Consider the following 18,946-nt stretch of genomic DNA (forward strand, 5'->3'; position numbering starts at 1 on the left):
GATGGCTAAATCAATCGGCTTGATCGCCACCGGCGTGTTGCTGGCGGTCAGCCAGGGCCTGCAGGCCGACACCAATTTGACCATTCGCGCGGTGATCATCGCGCCCCCGCCGTGCGTCATCAACGGTGGCAGCACGCTCGACGTACCGTTCGGCAATGACCTGCTGACGTCACGGGTCGATGGGGTCAATTACCGGCGAGGGGTACCGTATACCGTCACCTGCAATTCGCCTTTCAACAATGCGTTGAGCCTGGAGCTCAAGGGCACGGCGGCGGCGTTTGACAACCGCGCGCTCGCCACCCGCAAGGCGGACCTGGGCGTGCGGCTGTTCGTGAATGGCGCTGACTGGCCGCTCAATACCGCGGTGAATTTTACCTACCCCAATTTTCCCGTGGTGCAGGCGGTGCCGGTCAAACGTGCGGGCAGCCAGCTGACCGGCGGGGTCTTCGACGCGACTGCGACCCTGGTGGTCGATTACCAATGACGGTTACCGATAAAGAGAGGAACGACCCATGACAGCTTGGCAGCCGCGAGCGCTACTCGCCCTGTGTGCCATCGGCCTGTGCAGTGGCGCGTCGGCCAACTTGACGTTCAGCGGAACGCTGAACGAACCGCCTCCCTGCACGATCGATGCGGGCAACACCATCGAGATCGACTTTGGCGATGTCGGGGTAAAACGCGTCGATGGGGTGAGGTATCGCAGAGGGGTCGGTTACGTCATCAATTGCGGCGCCGACACCCTGCCGTGGGCATTGAAGCTGAGCGTCAACGGCACGCCCACGGCGTTCGACGGTTCAGCGGTGCAGACCAGCGTGCCGGCGCTGGGCATCCGGGTTTTTCAGAACAGCCTGCCATTTGCACTCAATACGCCCATGGACATCACCTTGTCGTCACCGCCGACCCTTGAGGTCGTGCCGGTGCAACAGCCCGGAGCAACGTTGCCTCCCGCCAGGTTCACGGCGGTGGCCACGTTGTTGGCCGAATACCAGTAGGAGCTTATTCGATGCGATATCAAAGGGTTCAACAGGCAGGCCTGGCCGTTCTGCTCGCCGTCGGCCTGACCCCCGTGGGGCAGGCGGCGGACAATCTGCGTTTCAAAGGCAATCTGGTTGAAGAGGCCTGCACCCTGCGCCCCGGCGACGAGGCCATCACGCTGGAACTCTGGGACCTCACCAGCAAGTACCTCTATATCAACACGCGCTCGGTGGGTAAGCGTTTCAAGCTGCACCTGGAAGACTGCGATACCACGATCGGCAACTCGGTGACCATCACCTTCGGCGGCACGGAGAACAGAGAGCTTCGCGGCTTGCTCGCGCTGGACGGTGGCAGCGGTGCCTCGGGCATTGGTGTCGGCATGGAAACCCTGAGCGACAAACCCTTGCCCTTGAATACCGTCAGCGACAAACAGGTGTTGAGCGACGGCAGCAATGCCATCGAACTCAAGGCGTACGTGCAGGGCGAGCCGACCGCCATCAAGGATCAAACCATCGGGCACGGTGCCTACACGGTGACCTCAACTTTTACGCTGGACTATCCATAGGCTTTGGCTGGGTAGAGCAGAGCAACGAGAAATTAAAATGAAACGACTTTATGGCGCTATGGTGCTTCTTGTCCTGCTGAGTGTGGCCACGACCGTACGAGCGGCTGATTGCCGCGTTAATGGCGGTGGGTGGCAATACGTTGGCGACGGTGGGATTCTCAACCTGCAGGTCCCTGTCACCGTCCGAGTAGGCTCGGACAGCACTCGCCTGATCCTTGAAGGTGCATGGTTGGAGTGCCGATTCACTCCTTCGCCTGCCCATCCTACACGCATAGACTTTTGGGGTACCTCTGCACAGGCCGGCCCCCCTTGGGTGCCCGGCCCGAAGTTTACCCGGCAGGGTACCGGCTTACGTATCAACGGCGCGTTTTATAACACCCCGGTGCCGTTCGATATTCGGATCGCGACCATGCCAAACAACGGTGGGGGGTATCCCATCAATATAGCCCCCTACATTTTGCTGCGTAACGATCCGAGCAACCCTATCGAGGTTCGGATAGGGGATATCCTGGGCGCGTTGAACCTCCAGCAGACCAATAATTACAGTTCGGGAAGTACACGGCTGGTGCTCACGTACACGGCCGCGAATAACTTCGGCATCTCTCCATCCACCTGCACGATCAATAACAACAATCCGATCAATATCGACTTCGGCCCAGTCAACCAGCGAGCCATCGGGACTGACCCGCTGACAACATCCATCGTCAGCAACCGCAGGCTCACATATTCCTGCCCGCAAGGCGGTATCAATACACCCATCACCATCACGTACAAAGGCAGCCGCACCGGGTTCGATTCGCGCCTGCTGCTGATGACCAATGCCGATGTGGGTACGGCCCTGGTGCGTAACGGGGCTGCCGTACCGGTCAACGGTTCGTTCCTGACCCGCATCACCAACAGCTCGGGCGCCGATGACGTGACGTTTTCCCTAGTACGTCGAGCCGGCTCGCTGCCGTCCGCCGGCGCCATCAGCGGCAGCGGGGTACTGGTGATGGGCGTGCCCTGAACACAGCGTGATACCCAAAGCGCACCGCATGCCCCTAGAATGCCGGTTCCACTTCCTCTGGCATCTGGGGCACTCATGCACATCTCTTCGGGCCGCTGGGTCTACGGTTTTCTCCTGACCCTGTTGACCGCGCTGCTCTGGGGCATTCTGCCGATCAAGCTCAAACAGGTACTGCAGGTGATGGACCCGATCACGGTGACCTGGTTTCGCCTGATCGTCGCGGGCAGTTGCCTGTTCATCTACCTGGCGTTCACGCGGCGCTTGCCCAGCCGCCGGGTACTTGGCCCCAGGGGTGGCTGGCTGGTGGCGATGGCCGTGTGCGGGCTGGTGGGCAACTACGTGTTGTATCTGGTGGGTTTGAAGATGCTGAGCCCCGGTACCGCGCAACTGGTGGTGCAGATGGGACCGATTTTCCTGATGATCGCCAGCGTGTTTGTGTTCAAGGAGCGTTTCAGCCTTGGGCAGGGCGTGGGGTTGGTGGTGTTGATCATCGGCTTCGGGCTGTTTTTCAACCAGCGCCTGGTGGAATTGCTGACATCGATGGGTACTTATACCGCCGGGGTGCTGACAGTGCTGCTGGCGACCACCATCTGGATGTTTTACGCCTTGGGTCAGAAGCAGTTGCTGACGGTGTGGAATTCGCTGCAGGTGATGATGGTGATCTACCTCTCATGTGCCGTATTGCTGACGCCCTGGGCGCACCCGTTGGAGGCGTTGCAACTGAGCCCGCTGCAAGGCTGGCTGCTGCTGGCGTGCTGCATGAATACTCTGGTGGCCTACGGTGCTTTTGCCGAGGCGCTGGCGCATTGGGAGGCGTCGCGGGTCAGTGCGACCCTGGCGCTGACGCCATTGGTGACCTTTGTAGCGGTGGCACTGGCGGCGTGGTTGTGGCCGGAGTTTGTGCAGGCCGAAGCGATCAACGCGTTGGGGTATTTTGGCGCGCTGGTGGTGGTGATGGGCTCGGCGATGGTGGCGCTGGCGCCGTCGCTGGTGGCGGGGCTCAAGGCTCGGCGTGCGCGGTTGGTCTAGGGGTATGGAGAGCCAACTGTGGGAGGGGGCTTGCCCCCGATGGCGGCCTCGGGGCTGGCCGGGATGCTGGATTGGGTTGAGTACCTATCCGTTTCTGCGGTAACGGCTGCTAATGGTTCCGCTTTTACAGCGGCTCACTTTTGAAAAGCGCAAAAGTTAGCAAAACGCTCTTGCCCCACCACTCGGCACCTCGCCTGCGTTCGGCCAGCGTGGTTTAACGGGGCGCCTAGGATCAAAAGCAGATCAAGATCAAGAGCGGCTCGCTTTGCATCGTGGTTAGCGCGTTGTGTCGATACCCATGACCATGCCCTCTGTAGGAGCGAGCTTGCTCGCGAAAAACGTCAACGATAACGCGTGTTTTCTGGATGAACGCGGTGTCTATGCGTTTTTCGCGAGCAAGCTCGCTCCTACAATGGGTGGTTCTCAGTGCCCGGCCTCCAGCATGTTTTCCGGGCGTACCCACTGGTCGAACTCTGCGTCGGTGAGGTAGCCCAGTTCCAGCGCCGCTTCCCGCAGGGTCAGCCCTTCGGCATAGGCTTTCTTGGCGATCTGTGCGGATTTGTCATAGCCGATATGCGGGTTGAGGGCGGTCACCAGCATCAGCCCCCGTTCCAGGTGTTCGGCCATCTGTTCGGCATCAGGCTCCAGGCCGGCGATGCAGTGTTCCTGGAAGTTGTTGCAGCCATCCGCCAGCAGGCGGATCGATTCCAGCAGGTTGTGGATGATCACCGGCTTGTACACGTTCAACTGCAAATGCCCCTGGCTGGCGGCGATGCCGATGGTCACGTCATTGCCGAGCACCTGGCAGGCCAGCATCGACAGGGCTTCGCACTGGGTCGGGTTGACCTTGCCGGGCATGATCGAACTGCCCGGTTCGTTGGCTGGCAATTTGACTTCTGCCAACCCCGCGCGCGGGCCGGAGCCGAGCAGGCGCAGGTCGTTGGCGAGCTTCATCAGGGCCACGGCGAGGGTTTTCAGCGCGCCGTGCAAGGTTACCAGCGGTTCATGGCCGGAGAGGGCGGCGAATTTGTTCGGCGCGGTGACGAACGGCAGTCCCGACAGCGCGGCCAGTTCGGCGGCAATCGCTTCGCCAAAGCCGTGGGGCGAATTGAGCCCGGTGCCCACGGCGGTACCGCCCTGGGCCAGCTCGCACACGGCGGGCAGGGCGCTGCGGATGGCGCGTTCGGCGTAGTCGAGTTGGGCGATGAACGCCGAGAGTTCCTGGCCGAAGGTGATCGGCGTGGCATCCATCATGTGGGTGCGGCCGGTCTTGACCAGCTTCATGTGCCGCGCCGCCAGCTCCGCCAGGCCGCCGGACAGCACGGTGATGGCCGGCAACAGCTGCTCGTGCACGGCCTTGACGGTGGCAATGCTCATGGCGGTGGGGAAGCAGTCGTTGGAACTCTGGGAACGGTTGACGTGGTCGTTGGGGTGCACCGGGCTCTTGCCGCCGCGGTTGCCGCCGGCCAGTTCATTGGCGCGGCCGGCGATCACTTCGTTGGCGTTCATGTTGCTCTGGGTGCCGCTGCCGGTTTGCCATACCACCAGGGGGAACTGGTCGTCGTGCTGGCCGTCGAGAATTTCGTCGGCGGCCTGTTCGATCAGGCGGGCGATATCGGCCGGCAGGTCGCCGTTGCGGTCGTTGACCCGGGCGGCAGCCTTCTTGATCAACGCCAGGGCATGCAGCACCGCCAGCGGCATGCGCTGCTCGCCGATGGCAAAATTCACCAGCGAACGTTGGGTCTGGGCGCCCCAGTAAGCGTCATCCGGGACGTGGACTTCTCCCAGGCTGTCGGTTTCGATACGGCTCATCGGGCACACTCCTTCAGGTTCGTTTGCGCAGTTTAGGCTGTGATTGGCCAAGGGGGTTCCCTAAAAGACGTTTCATCGATCAAACCACACCTGACGCGGCCCGGGGTTGAGCCGCGAGGTTTTTTAGGCGCAGAATGGGCGCCCTTGGGGTCTTACCTCGCCAGCTAGAAAAGGAAACTCGATGACTCGTCTTCGTGCCATCTGTACCGCGGTTGCTCTGGTTTGCGCCAGCGGCCAGGTTTTTGCCGATACCGCCAGCCACAACGCCAGTGCCGAAGCCTTCCTTACCCTGGCCCACGCTGACAAGCTGGGTACCCCGGTGTACATGCAAGTGCAACAAATGTTCGCCCAGCGTTTCGAGCAGACCAAGGCGCCTGCCGCCAAACAGTCCGTACTCGACAGCTACCAGGCCAAGGCCAACGCCGCCCTGGACCAGGCCATCGGCTGGCCGAAGCTGAAACCGGACATGGTCAAGCTCTACACCACCAACTTCAGCGAATCGGAGCTCAAGGACCTGGTGGCGTTCTACCAGTCGCCTCTGGGCAAGAAAGTCCTGGAAAAAATGCCGCAGCTGACCCAGCAATCGGCCCAGATGACCCAGGCCAAGCTGGAAAGCGCAGTACCGGTGGTGAACAAGCTGTTGGAAGACATGACCAACGAGCTGGCGCCAAAAGCCGCCGCACCGGCCAAGAAGAAGTAAGCAGCAATGACTATGCAACAGCGTATCGAAACGGCGCTTGCCGCCCTGACCCCGGATCACTTGAGTGTGCTGGACGAGAGCCACATGCACAGCCGTGGGTTGCAGACCCACTTCAAGGCCGTGCTGGTCAGCCAGCAGTTCGAGGGGCTTAATCGCGTCAAGCGCCACCAGAAGGTCTATGCCACCCTGGGTGACCTGATGAGCGAGTTTCATGCGCTGGCGCTGCATACCTACACGCCTGAGGAATGGGCGAAGGTCGACGCGGCACCGGCTTCGCCGACCTGCGCCGGCGGGCATTGAGCGCAGCCTCGACCCGCGCGAGCGGGTCGGGGCGATGCCAGTACCCGGACACACAAAACATCCTCCAGCACCACCTCGCTACCCCCCGTATCCCTAGGCTTTCAGGACTACTTATCCAGCAATAAGGTCTTGAGGTCATGTCTTATTCCATCCATCGACACACACCGTCCCTGGCGGCCATCGACCCGCGCGGGTTGATCGTGCGCAACATTGATTACCACCGCGCCAGCGCGGAGGATCAAGCGCAGGTGCGCATTCATCGTCAGGTCTTTGGCAGTACCGGCCTGATGATTGAACAATGGGATCCCCGCCTGTTGCAGTTGTCGCATTCACAACCTGGCACTGCGCCCAATCAACGCACGGTTTACAGCCTTGGCGGGCACGCGTTGCGCACCGACAGCGTGGATGCCGGCTGGCGGCTGACGTTGATCGGGCAAGCCGGGCAGTTGCTGGAAGAATGGGATGGACGGGGCGCTCACCAGGCTCATCACTACGATCGATATCTGCGGCCGGTTGCCGTCTTCGAGCAGGCGGCCAGTGACGGGCAAGCGCTGTGCGTCGAGCGTCTTGCCTATGCGTCATCTTCCAGTGAAGAGGCGTCACGCAACCGCTGTGGACGGGTGGTTCGCCACGATGACGGCGGCGGCTCGCTGTTCCACGAGGCCTATGGGCTGCACGCGGAGGTCACGCAGCAGGCCCGACGTTTTCGACAGGCGGGCGCTGCGCTGGATTGGCCGCAGCCCGATGCACAGCGCGAGGCCCGCCTGGAGGCCGACAGGTTCCAGACCACCATTGGGTTCAATGCGCTGGGTGAGCGCCTGCATCACATGGACGCCAAGGGCAATCGCTTTGACTACACCTACGGCATTGACGGCCAACCGGCGAGTATCTTTGTAACGCCCAGGGCCGGCGTGCGTACGCAGGTGTTGGGCCAGCGCCATTACAACGCAGCGGGCCAGGTGCTCAGCGAACGCGCCGGCAACGGCGTGGTGCGCGCCATGCAATACCGTGAGTTCGATGGGCGCCTGCGGCAAATGACGGCCCGTTTGCACGCAGGCGCAGCGCTGCAAGACCTGCGCTATGAGTATGACAACGTGGGCAACGTGGTGCGCATCGACGACCTTGCCCAGCCGACGCAATGGTCCAGCAACACGCGCATCAGTTCGGCCAGCCTCTACGCGTACGACACGTTATCGCAACTGATCACGGCCACCGGCCGCGAGACCGCCGGCAACACGGGCGGCCCGGCGTTACCGGCAACGGTGGCGTTTGGCTCGACTGACGACAGCGTATGGCGTCGCTACACCCAGCGGTTGCGCTATGACGCCGCCGGCAATTTGCTCGAGTTGCAGCACGTGCCCAGCAGCGGCACAGGCTTCACGCGGCAGATGAGCGTGGCCGCGGGCAGCAATCATTTTCTGCCGCAGGCCGATGGCAAGACCGCACCGGGGTTGGGGCAGGGCTTTGACCGTAATGGCAACCTGCAAGTGTTGGCAGGCGAGCAGAAGATGCACTGGGATGTGCGCAATCAACTGGTGCGCCTGACGCAGGTGCGGCGCGAGGGGGGCAATCACGATCAAGAGCACTACGCCTACGATGCCACGGGCCAGCGCATTCTCAAGCGCCGGGTCTCCCAGGCCCGTGGCGTGATGCATACCGCCGAGGTGCGCTACCTGCCGGGACTGGAAATCCGCCATGACAGCGCAACGGGTGAGCAACTGAATGTTCTCAACCTCGATGCCGGTACGACCACCGTCCGCGTCCTGCTGTGGGATCGCCACCCTTCGGGAGTGGGTCAGGCCACGCAGATCCGTTATGGCTTGTCGGACCACTTGGGCAGCAATTGCCTGGAACTGGGCGAGCAGGCGCAATTGCTCAGTCAGGAAAGTTATTACCCCTACGGCGGGACTGCGTGGCGGGCGGCGAGAAATGCCAGCGAGGCGAGCTACAGCTTCATCCGTTATTCGGGTAAGGAGCGCGATGCCAGCGGGCTGTCCTACTACGGCTTCAGGTATTACGCAGCGTGGTTAGGCCGTTGGATCAGCCCTGATCCGATCGGCGATGCCGATGGCTTGAATCTGTACGCGATGGTCGGCGGTAACCCGGTCACCCACGTCGACGCGCAAGGGCTGGTCGGCGCATCGGCGTTGGAGGCACCCCAGGATAAACAAATACGCAGGCTCTCCTTCAGTCGCAGGCTCGCGACGATGGGGCGGATTATCCGCCCGAGGATACAGGCCGCGTCGTCGGCCGCGATTCGCGATGGTTTATCCACCTATATCGCCAATGTCATCGCGACGGGCGTTGATCTGGCGGTATTCGGCAACCTTGAGCCCACGCCGCAGCGCAATCAGATTGTGCGCTATACCGTCGCGTCGCTGGATGCCCTGACCACGATGCATATGAGCACCGGTGTCGTCGGTAACTGGACCCGTCTTGCACCACAGATCGGGGTTATTTCGGCAGCTGTGGCGGGTATTGGTTACGCCTATCACGCTGACACGCCGAGCGCTCAAACCGGGGAACGCTGGGACCCCGTGGCGGTGCAGCGATTGAGCGGGCACATCCGCTCGCTCTCCAGGGAACTGGTGCAGCAGATCATGCGTGGGCACGGCACCGGCGCCTCCTGGGGCAGCACACCGCTGCGGGCCAGGGTCGGCCGAACCGCCGGCGCGACGGCGGCATACGCCGTTGCAACGATCGCCAACGCCGTCTACGGCGGGGAAGTGCCTGCGCTGATGCAACCCAATGTGTCACCCGCGATTGAAGCCTACGATGCAGCGATGGGAACGCTTACGCGCAGTGGTCATCCCACGACGGTCCACGATCACCATGGGCTGACCGTGCAGACACCGGACCCTGTTGGGTTGATGCACGGCGGGCTGAGCAGAATGTTCAATCAGGTATGGACGTATTGGGCGGCAACCGGGGTCGAGGCATTGGCCGTGGCGCTGACGGGCCTGCCCCAGGCCGCGCAAAGCCGTACCACGCGAACGATTGTGATGGTTGCGCGCGGCGTGATTGCATCATTGACCGAATGGCGCGGCTTTGTCGTGGCGTTTGCCCGGCGCGGGTACACACACCTGGCGTCGAACTGGCGCGCCGCCCCGCGATCCTGACGGGCGCGCCATCAGGCAGACGATCGTTCCCATGCTCTGCGTGGGAACGATCAGTGAACGATCAGTCAGTTCAGCTCTTCATAGGTGTCGTTTTCGTCCTCATTGACGGTGTACCAGGCCCAATAGGTGGTACGCCGCATGAACCCTCCTGCCGTCAGTGTCCGGGTCGGGCGTCCCAGGGGGTCGTACCATTGCCGGTCGCTGTGGCCCAGTTCGCGCATGGCGTGATCATTGACATAGGCGTGGCTGTTGGTGAAGTAGGCGCGGTAGACCCGTATGACCAGGCCCTTGTTGTTGTATTCGACACGCTCGCTGACGCGCCAGCGGGGGTCGGCCTGCACGTTGCGCAACTGTTTCTTCACGGTGCCGGCGGCATCCGGCAGGTCGTCGACCAACAGGTTGCCCTTGGCGTCGACCGCGTGGGCCGGGCCCGGTTCGGTCTTCTGCCGGGTCTGCAACGAACGACCGAAGCCATCCCAGCAGGTCAGGGTCATGCGAATCTGGCGTTCGGCATCGCCGGGGTAACGGTCGGCTTGCAACATGAGCCCATGGACCGGCGTGCGGCTGGCCTTGTCGATCAACGCCTTGAGTTGTTTTTCGCTGTCGCCGAGGGTGTGACGAGCAGCACTCAGGCGCGCCCGCGCGCCCATGCGGATATGCCCGCCGGGGAGCAGGTACGCCTTGCTGATCCACTCGGGCTTGACCAGGGCCAGGTCGATACTGCCCATCCAACTGAACGGGGCGTAGCAGTGCGCGCTGGCCATGTCCTGCAACACGCTGTGCGCCTGTTCGATGGCCGACCCGGGCGTGACATCATGGCGCGGGCGGTCGCTTTGCAGGTCGGCGAAGCCCACCCGGAGGTTCTGTTCATGGCCGTGGAAACTGCTGGCGAGCAACTGCCCGAAACCGTCATAACGCGCTTCTTGAACAGTGCCATTGGGGTCGACGATTTTTGTCGGCAGCAGCAATTGATAGTCGTATTCGGCGGTGGTCACACAGCCGTCGGGTGTTTTTACCAGCAGGGTCTGCAGTGAGTAGGGGTCATACTGGAGTGTCGTTTCGCCGTGAGCCTCGGTGGCCCGCAGCGCCCTCAACCGACAAAACCGGCTGGGCTTGTCATAGCGGGGAAAGTGGCGGCGTATCGACCACAGGCGGGTTTGCGCGGGCGCCACCTCGCCATCGAACAGGAAAAACATCGCCATGGTGTGATAGCCACTGTCGGTGAGCTTTTGCACCAGGTCCACCCTGGGTTGGTTGGGCATGCTCGGAATGTCGTTGTAGACGCTCAGGGCCTGGTCATCCAGCTCGGCGGTTTCCAGGTAGTCAGGCAATGCCTGGGCCGTGGCGACGCCGGGTTCCAGGGTTTTGCCGAAACCACCGGCCTGCCGGTAGTGCTGGCGCGACAAGCCGCTCAGCGTTCGCCCGGCGCCTGCCGCCAACGGCCCGTCGCGGGTGTCGATGAACACCTCATAGGCGATACGCGCTGGGTCCAGACCGCCAGGCGCCGGCGCCTTGCCGAGCACCAGGGCGTTATGTCGTTGGCGGTAGGGCAAGGCCAGGCGCCACTGCTGTGTGTGGTCCAGATGAATCGGCTCAGCCAGGGTTTCGCTCAGGTAATAGGACTGTTGCGCGTCGTCATGGGTATCGCGCCACCAGCGCTGCTGGTGCTCATCCACCAGCACGGCGGGCGGCGGGCTGGCGGCGGTGGTGCGGCGGGCGTAATGCAGGGTCACGCCATGCACCAGGCAACCATAGGCATCCCAGCGCAGGTTGATCTGGTGCTGGCAGACCGGATCGTCCGCCACGCCTTCATATTGATAGCTGACCGACTCCAGGGCCAATGGCAGCAACCGCGCGTAGGGCGTATGGGCGCTGGGCGGCGCCAGTTCGCGCACCAGGTAGCGCTGGTGTTTGATGGAATAGGGCACTGCATCGTGCGCCCCGCCCGCCGCCATCACCTCGACCCGCAGCACCACGCCACTGAGTGCGCGGGCCGCCTCGCGTGCCAGCGCCGGCGCAGGATCGCCGACTACATCGTCATGATGATCCAGCGGCCGTGCCTGGGCCGTTCCCCTGTAGCGGCTGACCAGCGTGCGGCCGAGGGGCTTGGCGTGTGGGTCGTGCGTGCTGCGGCCGAGGCAGGGCATGTCAAGGGATCGTCCGGTATGGAACCAGGTCTTGCTGAGCAAGGGTGCGCTGGAACCCGGCGTCAGGGGGGCGTCCTTGGGGTTGTCGGTGTCGGTTTGCAGCAACAGCCCGAAGCCACGGAACTCGCGGTCCACACGGTCGTAATACGCCTGGCGGTAGCTCATGCGGCGGGTCAACTGGTTGCCGGTAATTTCATCGCGCTGGGTGTGTTGGCTGGCCAGCAGCAGCGCAAAGGGTAACTGGCTGATCGCGGGTTGGCCCTGGGCCTGCAGCTCGCGTTTTTCGTCCAGCCACTCCTGGGCACTGCTGCGATATTTGATCGACGCCTGGGCGCCCATGTTGTTGTCGGTGCGCGTGAGCAGCCAGGGCTTGTGGTTGAAAAAGTCGTAGCGCCAATGAACCGCGGTCTGATGGACAGCCGTCAGGATCAGGCTCGGACAGCCCAGGCCGAGCACATCGACGACGCTGACCTGGCAGTGATCGTCGTACTGCACGCCCTTTGGCCACGGGACTTTGATCGCCTGTGTCTCGAAACCGTTGCCGCCCTTGTTGAGGAAAATATTCAGGTGAGTGGCGCTCAGGTACAACAAGTCTGCCGCGCCGCCGCCGTTGAGGTCGACGAGCAGTACATGCGCCGCGTTGAACGTCTGATACCGCAACGGCAATGTGGCCAATACAAACCCCTGGCCAAAACGGCCGCGCCCCAGGTTCGGCCAGCATTTGACTTCGTTGTGGCGGATTCGCACCAGATGCTGTTGACCCGTGGCGAGTACATCGCTGAACGCCACCACTTCGTTGGGCGAGGTGGAAATGACCGGCAAACTATCGTCAGGCCTGTGGGCCACTTCGGTGGGCGGGGCGAAGCCGGAAGGACGGCGATTTTCATACAGGCGCACGCTGCGCGGGCCGATCATCGCAAAGTCGTGACGGCCTGCCCCCATCAGGTCGGCGAGCATGCCCTGGGCGTGGAAGAACTCCGAAGGGAAGGCATCGAACGGCGTATAGGCTGACCAGTTGCGCTGCTCGTCCAGGCTGAAAAAACCATGCATTCCGGGCCCCGCCACCAGCCAGTCCAGACGCCCATCGCCATCCACATCGGCCAGCGCCTGGTGCACGGGCCGGGTGCTGTCGGCGACCGGCACGCGGGTCAACTCCAGGGCCGCGCCGTAGCTCACCTCGTCGCCGGTGCGTGGCTGCGGCGGTCTCAGCGGCTCATGGTAATACCAGCTTTTGTCTACGTGATACAACACACCGGGCAAGCCTTCGCCATACAGGTCCACCAGTTGATAACGCGCGCCGTCATGCAGCCTGGGCAATGCACTGAATGCCTGGTAGCGGCTCGGATCGACCTTGAGCTGGCTCGTCTGGTAAGCGCACTCCAGCGGCGGGCGGCTCACGCAATTGCCCGCGCTGTCGTAGGCCTGCTCATGGACCGCGCTCAGCAGGCTGACATGGCTGGAGGTGCGGTATTCCAGGAGCAGGCGCTTGACCAGCACCGGGTCGGCGCCCATTCGCGCTTCTTTGGGGAAGTGGTGAAACATCAGGATCTGGCTGCAACGGCGCAGGGTGCGTAACTCAAATCCGTAGGCAAAATCCGAGCAAGGGTCGGGTCGTACCGGCCAGTCGCGGATTTTGCGATACGTCGGCCGCTGATCCAGTTCGAGGGCGCGTTCGCCGTAATCGAACAGCAATTGAAAGTGCCAGCCCATGTCCGGTTTATCGTCGGTCTGCCAGAGGTAAAGCTGCTCCTGCTCCCTGGCGCTGAAGTTGGCATAGCAGACACTTTCCAGGTAATGCCGGGCACGGCAGTCCCTGGGGTAGCGCGTGGTGTCGGTTTCTTTGACGTAGTGATAATAAATGTGCTCGCCGTGGGCATTCAGGCTTTCCTGCAACAACCATTGCGCCACATGGTGCGCCTGGTCCGGATCGGCAATCCGGGCCAGCGGGGTTTTTCCGTAAAAGTGCTGGCTGCCATCGGCACCGCGCAGCAACCAGAAGCCCGCCGTGTCGTCTGCCGATTGCCAGTGTTCGATAAGGTCCAGGCGGGTCTCGACCCTGGGGAAGTGGCGGGTAACCGTATACGCGCGCGGCAGTGGCAAGCCATTGAAGGATGCAAGGGTGCTGCTGATGATCGCCCCCTCGGCGTCGCGTTCCGGCAGCCAGATTTGCCCGTCGGGACCCACCCATGCATCGTCCACCGTGTACCCCGGCACGCCATGGGCGGTGCGTCGGCTGACGGCGCCCAGGTGCACGCCCCAGCCCAGGCCGAAGGGGCCGTTACCGGCGCCGCTCTGGTAGGTCAGCGACAGGGCTGGCGTATAGCCGCGCGCGGCCGAGATCGGCAACCCAATCTCAAGGCTTGCCGTACCACTGGAACCGATATCGCCCCAGCCCTTGCCGGTGCCCTGGATAGCGGCACCGCCCTTGGGCATTGCGGGGGTATTGACCTGCAGGTTGTGAGTATCGTCGCTCATGCCTGGCCCCCGCCGGCAGCGGCCACCCTGGCGGTGTAGCGCAGGTGAATGACAATATCGTTGATCGATTCCAGCACGGCTTTCTGCCGGTCCGGGTTGGGAAAGTCCAGGGTCCAGTCGGAAATGGCCCCGGTGTATTCGAACGGCAAGTAACGCTCGTTGCTGTCGAACGTGAGCGTGAACAGGCCGTTGTCGTCCAGCCCGGTGGAAAGGGCGATTTGCTGATGGGCACGCATGTCCGTGCGCAGCTCGCCTGTGGGCAGTTCGATGTCGTTGCGGGTCTGGGTCAGTATCGCCTTGATGTCTTCATAGGGGCCCAGCGTCGCGGGCAACGATACGCTGATGCCTTTGATCCGGCGCAGGATGTGCCGGGGGTAATCCTCCTCAAACAGGGCTGCGGGCAATTTGAAGCAGAGCCTGCCTTTGCTGACCAGTTGCAGTTTGAGACGCGTCCATTTGTCCTCAGGACCGGAGGGCGGCGTCTGGAAGGTGCCGGTTGCGGGGGAGGTGACCTCGCACTCGTTTACGCGGTGACGCAGTGAAATGGTTTTGACGATCTCCAGGTCCCGCACGTTGTGGTTCAAATAGGCCGAATTCATGTTCAACAACGACAGCTTCAGCGCTTCGCCCGCCAGATAGCCACGGTAGTTGTTGTTCCAGGCGCCGGGCTGGATAAACGTGCGCTCATGGTCCGCTATCTCGTACTGCCAGCACGCCTGGGCGGTGCGGCACAGGGAGAGGCCAAGGTCATAGACTTGATAGTAGAACTTGCTCAACTGGGCATTGAGCCAGTCATACAGCTGTGCCTTGGAAAAGCGCCTGGCCAGCAATTGATAGGTCGACCAGGCCTGGGCCAGGGAGGTCTCGGCCAGACGCAATTGCAGGCGCGTGGCTTTTTCCTGCTCGGCATAGGCTTGTAGTTGGGCATCGACCTGGGCCAGTTCGAGTCGGGCCTGATCCCGGGCATGGGCCCACTCCTGCGCCCGGCGGTTGAATTGCTCGGAGCGATCCAGGTCTGCGGCGTCGCCACGCAGCGCGGTGGCAACGCCCTGGGCCAGGGCTTGGGCGGCATAGAACGGCCCTTCCCAGCGCGAGCCGCCGACACTGGTGCCGAAGATATTCGGCGCCACCATCGCGATGCCGGCCCCTACGGCGGCGGCCGAAGCAGCGGTGTCGAACCCGTTGCTGAGCAGGTAGAGCCAGCCGGCGTGGGACTCCCCGGCGCTGATGCCTTCGGTGAGCTGGTGTGCGTAGTAATGCATCCGCGACTCGATCATGCGGCGACTGGCGTCGAGTGCCTCCCGGTTCTTCCCGTCGATCTGCAACGCCTGGGTCTGCTGGGTCACGACGATGTTGGCCAGGTCCCACGCTTGTTGTTGCTGCAACTCCAGATATTCGGCCTGTTCCTTGCGTTCAATCAGGCTCAGCACCGTATTGCCGAGTTGGATCACCGCTTCGGTGGCCGTGAGTGCGTGGCCCAACATGACCTGGAAGCGATAATGGCCGACCTGCGCGTCCATGAACGGCGCTGCCGCGCTTTCGCTGAAAGCCCCTTTGCCCTGGCTGGCCAATAACTTGAGAGGCGACAGCGGTGCCGCGTAGAGCGCCAGGCGCAAGGGTTTGCCGGTGATGTCAAGATTGTGCCGCAGGTTATGCAGACGACTTTCGAGCTTGTCCCAGCGCGCCACCAGCTCGGTGTTGAAAGGCAGGCACAGGTTGTCGGTGTCTGTCAGCGAAGCCGGTGCATCGCCTTCGATCGACAGGTTGATGTCGACGGTGGGGTGGGTTTGCTCAAGTTTTTTCAGGGCTTGAGAACCCTCCGTTGCCAACGTGGCAAGGGTGATTTGCGCCCAGGGTTCAGCGGTGGTGACCCTGGGGCGTGGGCCAAGGAAATGGTGGGCTCGGGTGTACCAGAGCTTGGCTTGGGTCAGGCTGTCCGGGGTGAGCTGGCGATAGTCGGCATCGCCGCGATTGATCAGGATGTCCAGGTAAAACAGGTAGATCGCCTTGCGAAAATACACGGGGGCGCGTGTCGCCAGTTCGTGGGGATCGTGGCTGGTGTGACCGGGCAGGCGTTCTTCACGGGCGAGTTCGCGCAATCCCCAAAAGGCGGGCCGGTCGCTGGAGGCATCGGCTGCTCGCCCCGGATCGAACAGGTAGCTGATCCAGGCCTGCGCTTCGACATACTGCTGCTCCTGATTCAGGCGATGGGCGATCAGCCAGGGCACGTACAGGAACAGCTCCCAGAAGTACTTGCCGTTGGCCCCCCGGAAGTCAATGCCTTGCGCTTTACCCTCGGGTGTGAGCGGAGGTTCTTGCCAGGTTTCCGGCGTTAACGAGAATAGGTGTTCAAGGCTGACATTTGCCGCCTGCACCAGCTTTGCGGCAAAGCAGGTATTCATGCGCAGGGTGGCGGGCAGGCCGGCGGGCAGGCTTGCCCCGCTATTGGAGAAGTCGATGAATTCAGCGGTGCCGATTCTGTCCGACTCAAGCCTCCTGATCGTCGGCGCCAGTTGCGGGTTGAGCATGGGCTCAGAAGCCGATGCTGTCAGTTTCAGGACCGCCGTATTCAACGCATAGCCGAGGATTTTCGTGCCGTCTTTCTCGGGCTCAAGGGTGACCACGCCATGGATCAGGGTGAGGCCGGAGGTCATCTGCTCCTGAGTCACCGGAATGCGCGTCGTGACCCGATGCCCGGCCGGTAATTCGGCACTCGATCCGGTGAGGCTTTCGTGCGCCGTGTCCTGGAAGTTGATGATGCGATGAGAGTTGGCGTTGATGGTCTCGGTAAAGGGGTAGTCTTTGAAGTTCGCACTCATGATGACGTGTTTAAAGGCGCGCAAGTGGGGCGTGGTCACTTTTGCCTTTTTGGTCAGCAAAACATTCTGTGAATGCAGCTTGTTGATTTTATTCTCGGGCTCGGAAAAAGCGCCGTAACGGTTAAGGGTGAAATGGAAGAGTTTGTTTGTGTATAAATTGACGAAGGCGTTTTTTTCGATGAAATGATTTTCCAACAAAAGGGTGTCTGGTTCTTTTGCGGTTGTTACAGGGGCAAACAGTGCGCTGTCAGCATGATGTACAGCATTGGGGAACTCTTCCTGCGTGATCGGATTTCTGAAATACAGGGCGTAAAAGTCGGTTTTAAACTCTGTCGAGACACCGGTGATGGTCGAGCCCTTGCTCAGTTTAAGCTGAGTCTTCGTCGGGTCATCCAGCGCATCGTGGGTAACCAGCGTGATGGTCGCACCCTGCGGTTTGGTTAATGTAACGGTGTACGGCTGCTGGAAGCGGTCACTGAGCGTCGAAGAGAACACGAGTTCATGGGTGTTTGAATCAAAAAAAACCTGAGTGCTGTCGGTGTCTTTTATTTTTGCCTGGTTGCTTTCATGGTTCCAATGCGCCTTGTCCTGGAAAATCTTCTGCGATGCTATGGAAATAGTGTAGTCGGGCGTCGGCGTTATCTTGAACTGCAAGTTGCCCTGGTTCTTGTGCGCAAAGAGCGCGAGAAAGTGTCGGGCGCTGTCAGGCAGCAGTTCGCTGTAATACCCGTTGGGACTGTGCGTCTGGCCCCTGAGTATGGCCTGCACTTTGGTCTTCTGGGACGGATCGAAGGGTTCCAGCAGTCGGTTTATTTCTTCGTCCACGTCTGAGTCGGGCAGCACGCTGTAGCGCTCGGGGCTACCGCCATCGGCGACGGTGGTGATGTTGAAAGACTGGTCGATATGCACGGCCTGGAAGAATTTGCCGATGAAATTATCCTGCTGTTTGGGATCTTTGCGGCTGGTGGCGAGGACACTTAAAAAAAGCGCAGGGGTGCTGTTGTCATCGACGATCGCCACCGTTTGCGTAATGCTTTTGAGGAGCTCGGAGGTCGAGGCGTTGACGTCTTCGGTCGCGCAGTATTTCTCAATGCACGCCTGGGGCGCGCTCCAACTGCCATCGTGTTTTTCATACGAGAAATTGAGCCGGAATTGGACGTAGTGGGTATTGATCCAATCGGCCAGAAGTTCCTTTTTCTCTGAATCCCATCGCGCCGGCTTGAATGAACTGCTTGGGGTGGGTTTGATGCACTCGGCCCAGATGAAAAATAGTCGGCTATTGAAATACACCGGTCGGATGCTTTGCTCGGCGGTAGCGTCGGAGACCGACAGGTTGATTTTTTTCCAGTCCGACCAGGCGTCCTGCAACAGCACCGCGCCGGCGCGCCTGGACAGGTCCAGGGAGCGCCAGTAATAGGTGTTCCCGGAGCTCGATTTGCCGATGAAGTAATAAGTGCCGCGATGCAGGTTGCTCAAGTCTGCGTCGATATAGCCGTTGATCGTGCGTATGTTGGCGGTTTCCTCAAACCTGGCCAGGTAACTCTGCACCGCCGTGACGACGGCGTCGGCTTGAATTCGGTATTGGCTGAGATCGTTTTCCAACTGTTGAAAACTGTCGGTCTTGTCACGCCGTAACGTCGGGTCCAGATAGTTGGCCGGGTGGTAGCGCAATTGCTGGCTGGCATTCCAGAGCGGGTAGCTGTGCAATTGTTCGCGCCAGGCCTTGCTCTGTTGCGCGGTCATACCCTGATGTTCATAACCCGGCTCAAGGCCCAGTTGAATACGGGTGATGTATTGCTGCAGGCTGGAAACGGCACAGGCGACCGGGCTGGTCGGCACGGCCTGGCTGACTTGCACGTCGAGTAACCAATACGCGTAAAGGTCATCGGCCGTGTTGATTCTGGCTTTGAGGGAGCGAGGTACTTTATGGGTGAGGTAGTACGCGAGCATGGCGTCGCGCAGGCTTTCATTAAGCTGGTGGTCAAGCGAATGCGACATG

At 61.5% G+C, this 18,946-nt stretch carries 11 protein-coding genes; 8 read left to right on the forward strand and 3 right to left on the reverse strand.

Translation table 11 applies throughout. The features are described from left to right. Position 1: 1 nt before the first annotated feature. The 5 genes from BFQ00_RS13935 to BFQ00_RS13955 all read left to right on the forward strand — a co-directional run bounded on the left by BFQ00_RS13935 (position 2) and on the right by BFQ00_RS13955 (position 3,575). Positions 2-484, forward strand: coding sequence for a fimbrial protein (locus tag BFQ00_RS13935; protein ID WP_065883289.1), 483 nt, complete (start codon positions 2-4; stop codon positions 482-484). Positions 485-512: 28 nt separating this feature from the next. After that, positions 513-992, forward strand: coding sequence for a fimbrial protein (locus tag BFQ00_RS13940; protein ID WP_065933829.1), 480 nt, complete (start codon positions 513-515; stop codon positions 990-992). 11 nt (positions 993-1,003) lie between these two features. Next, positions 1,004-1,540, forward strand: a complete 537-nt coding sequence (locus BFQ00_RS13945; RefSeq protein ID WP_065883286.1) for a fimbrial protein — start codon at positions 1,004-1,006, stop codon at positions 1,538-1,540. A 37-nt stretch (positions 1,541-1,577) separates the two neighbouring features. Further along, positions 1,578-2,546 carry a fimbrial protein gene (locus BFQ00_RS13950; protein WP_065933830.1) on the forward strand — a complete coding sequence of 323 codons (969 nt, stop codon included), beginning with the start codon at positions 1,578-1,580 and terminating at the stop codon, positions 2,544-2,546. 75 nt (positions 2,547-2,621) lie between these two features. Next, a complete protein-coding gene (locus BFQ00_RS13955; RefSeq protein ID WP_065883282.1) occupies positions 2,622-3,575 on the forward strand; it encodes a DMT family transporter in 954 nt (317 codons plus the stop codon). Positions 3,576-3,998: 423 nt separating this feature from the next. Here the strand turns inward: BFQ00_RS13955 and BFQ00_RS13960 are convergent, their stop codons facing one another. Next, a complete protein-coding gene (locus tag BFQ00_RS13960; protein ID WP_065895472.1) occupies positions 3,999-5,387 on the reverse strand; it encodes a class II fumarate hydratase in 1,389 nt (462 codons plus the stop codon). 181 nt (positions 5,388-5,568) lie between these two features. Here BFQ00_RS13960 and BFQ00_RS13965 point away from each other — a divergent pair, with 181 nt between their 5' ends. From BFQ00_RS13965 to BFQ00_RS13975, 3 genes are all read left to right on the forward strand, one after another. Beyond that, a complete protein-coding gene (locus tag BFQ00_RS13965) occupies positions 5,569-6,087 on the forward strand; it encodes a DUF2059 domain-containing protein (RefSeq protein ID WP_003175221.1) in 519 nt (172 codons plus the stop codon). A gap of 6 nt (positions 6,088-6,093) precedes the next feature. Further along, on the forward strand, positions 6,094-6,387 hold the full coding sequence (locus tag BFQ00_RS13970; RefSeq protein ID WP_065933831.1) for a BolA family protein: 294 nt from the start codon (positions 6,094-6,096) through the stop codon (positions 6,385-6,387). Positions 6,388-6,524: 137 nt separating this feature from the next. Beyond that, a complete protein-coding gene (locus tag BFQ00_RS13975; protein ID WP_065933832.1) occupies positions 6,525-9,506 on the forward strand; it encodes an RHS repeat-associated core domain-containing protein in 2,982 nt (993 codons plus the stop codon). A gap of 65 nt (positions 9,507-9,571) precedes the next feature. Here the strand turns inward: BFQ00_RS13975 and BFQ00_RS13980 are convergent, their stop codons facing one another. Both BFQ00_RS13980 and BFQ00_RS13985 read right to left on the reverse strand, forming a co-directional pair. Next, a complete protein-coding gene (locus BFQ00_RS13980; RefSeq protein WP_065933833.1) occupies positions 9,572-14,128 on the reverse strand; it encodes a SpvB/TcaC N-terminal domain-containing protein in 4,557 nt (1,518 codons plus the stop codon). Then, positions 14,125-18,945, reverse strand: a complete 4,821-nt coding sequence (locus tag BFQ00_RS13985; protein ID WP_065933834.1) for a Tc toxin subunit A-related protein — start codon at positions 18,943-18,945, stop codon at positions 14,125-14,127. Before BFQ00_RS13985 ends, BFQ00_RS13980 begins: the two co-directional genes overlap by 4 nt. Between the last annotated feature and the right edge of the window lies 1 nt (position 18,946).

It is taken from the genome of Pseudomonas sp. 28 E 9 (assembly GCF_900004785.1).
Taxonomy (GTDB): Bacteria; Pseudomonadota; Gammaproteobacteria; order Pseudomonadales; family Pseudomonadaceae; genus Aquipseudomonas; species Aquipseudomonas orientalis_A.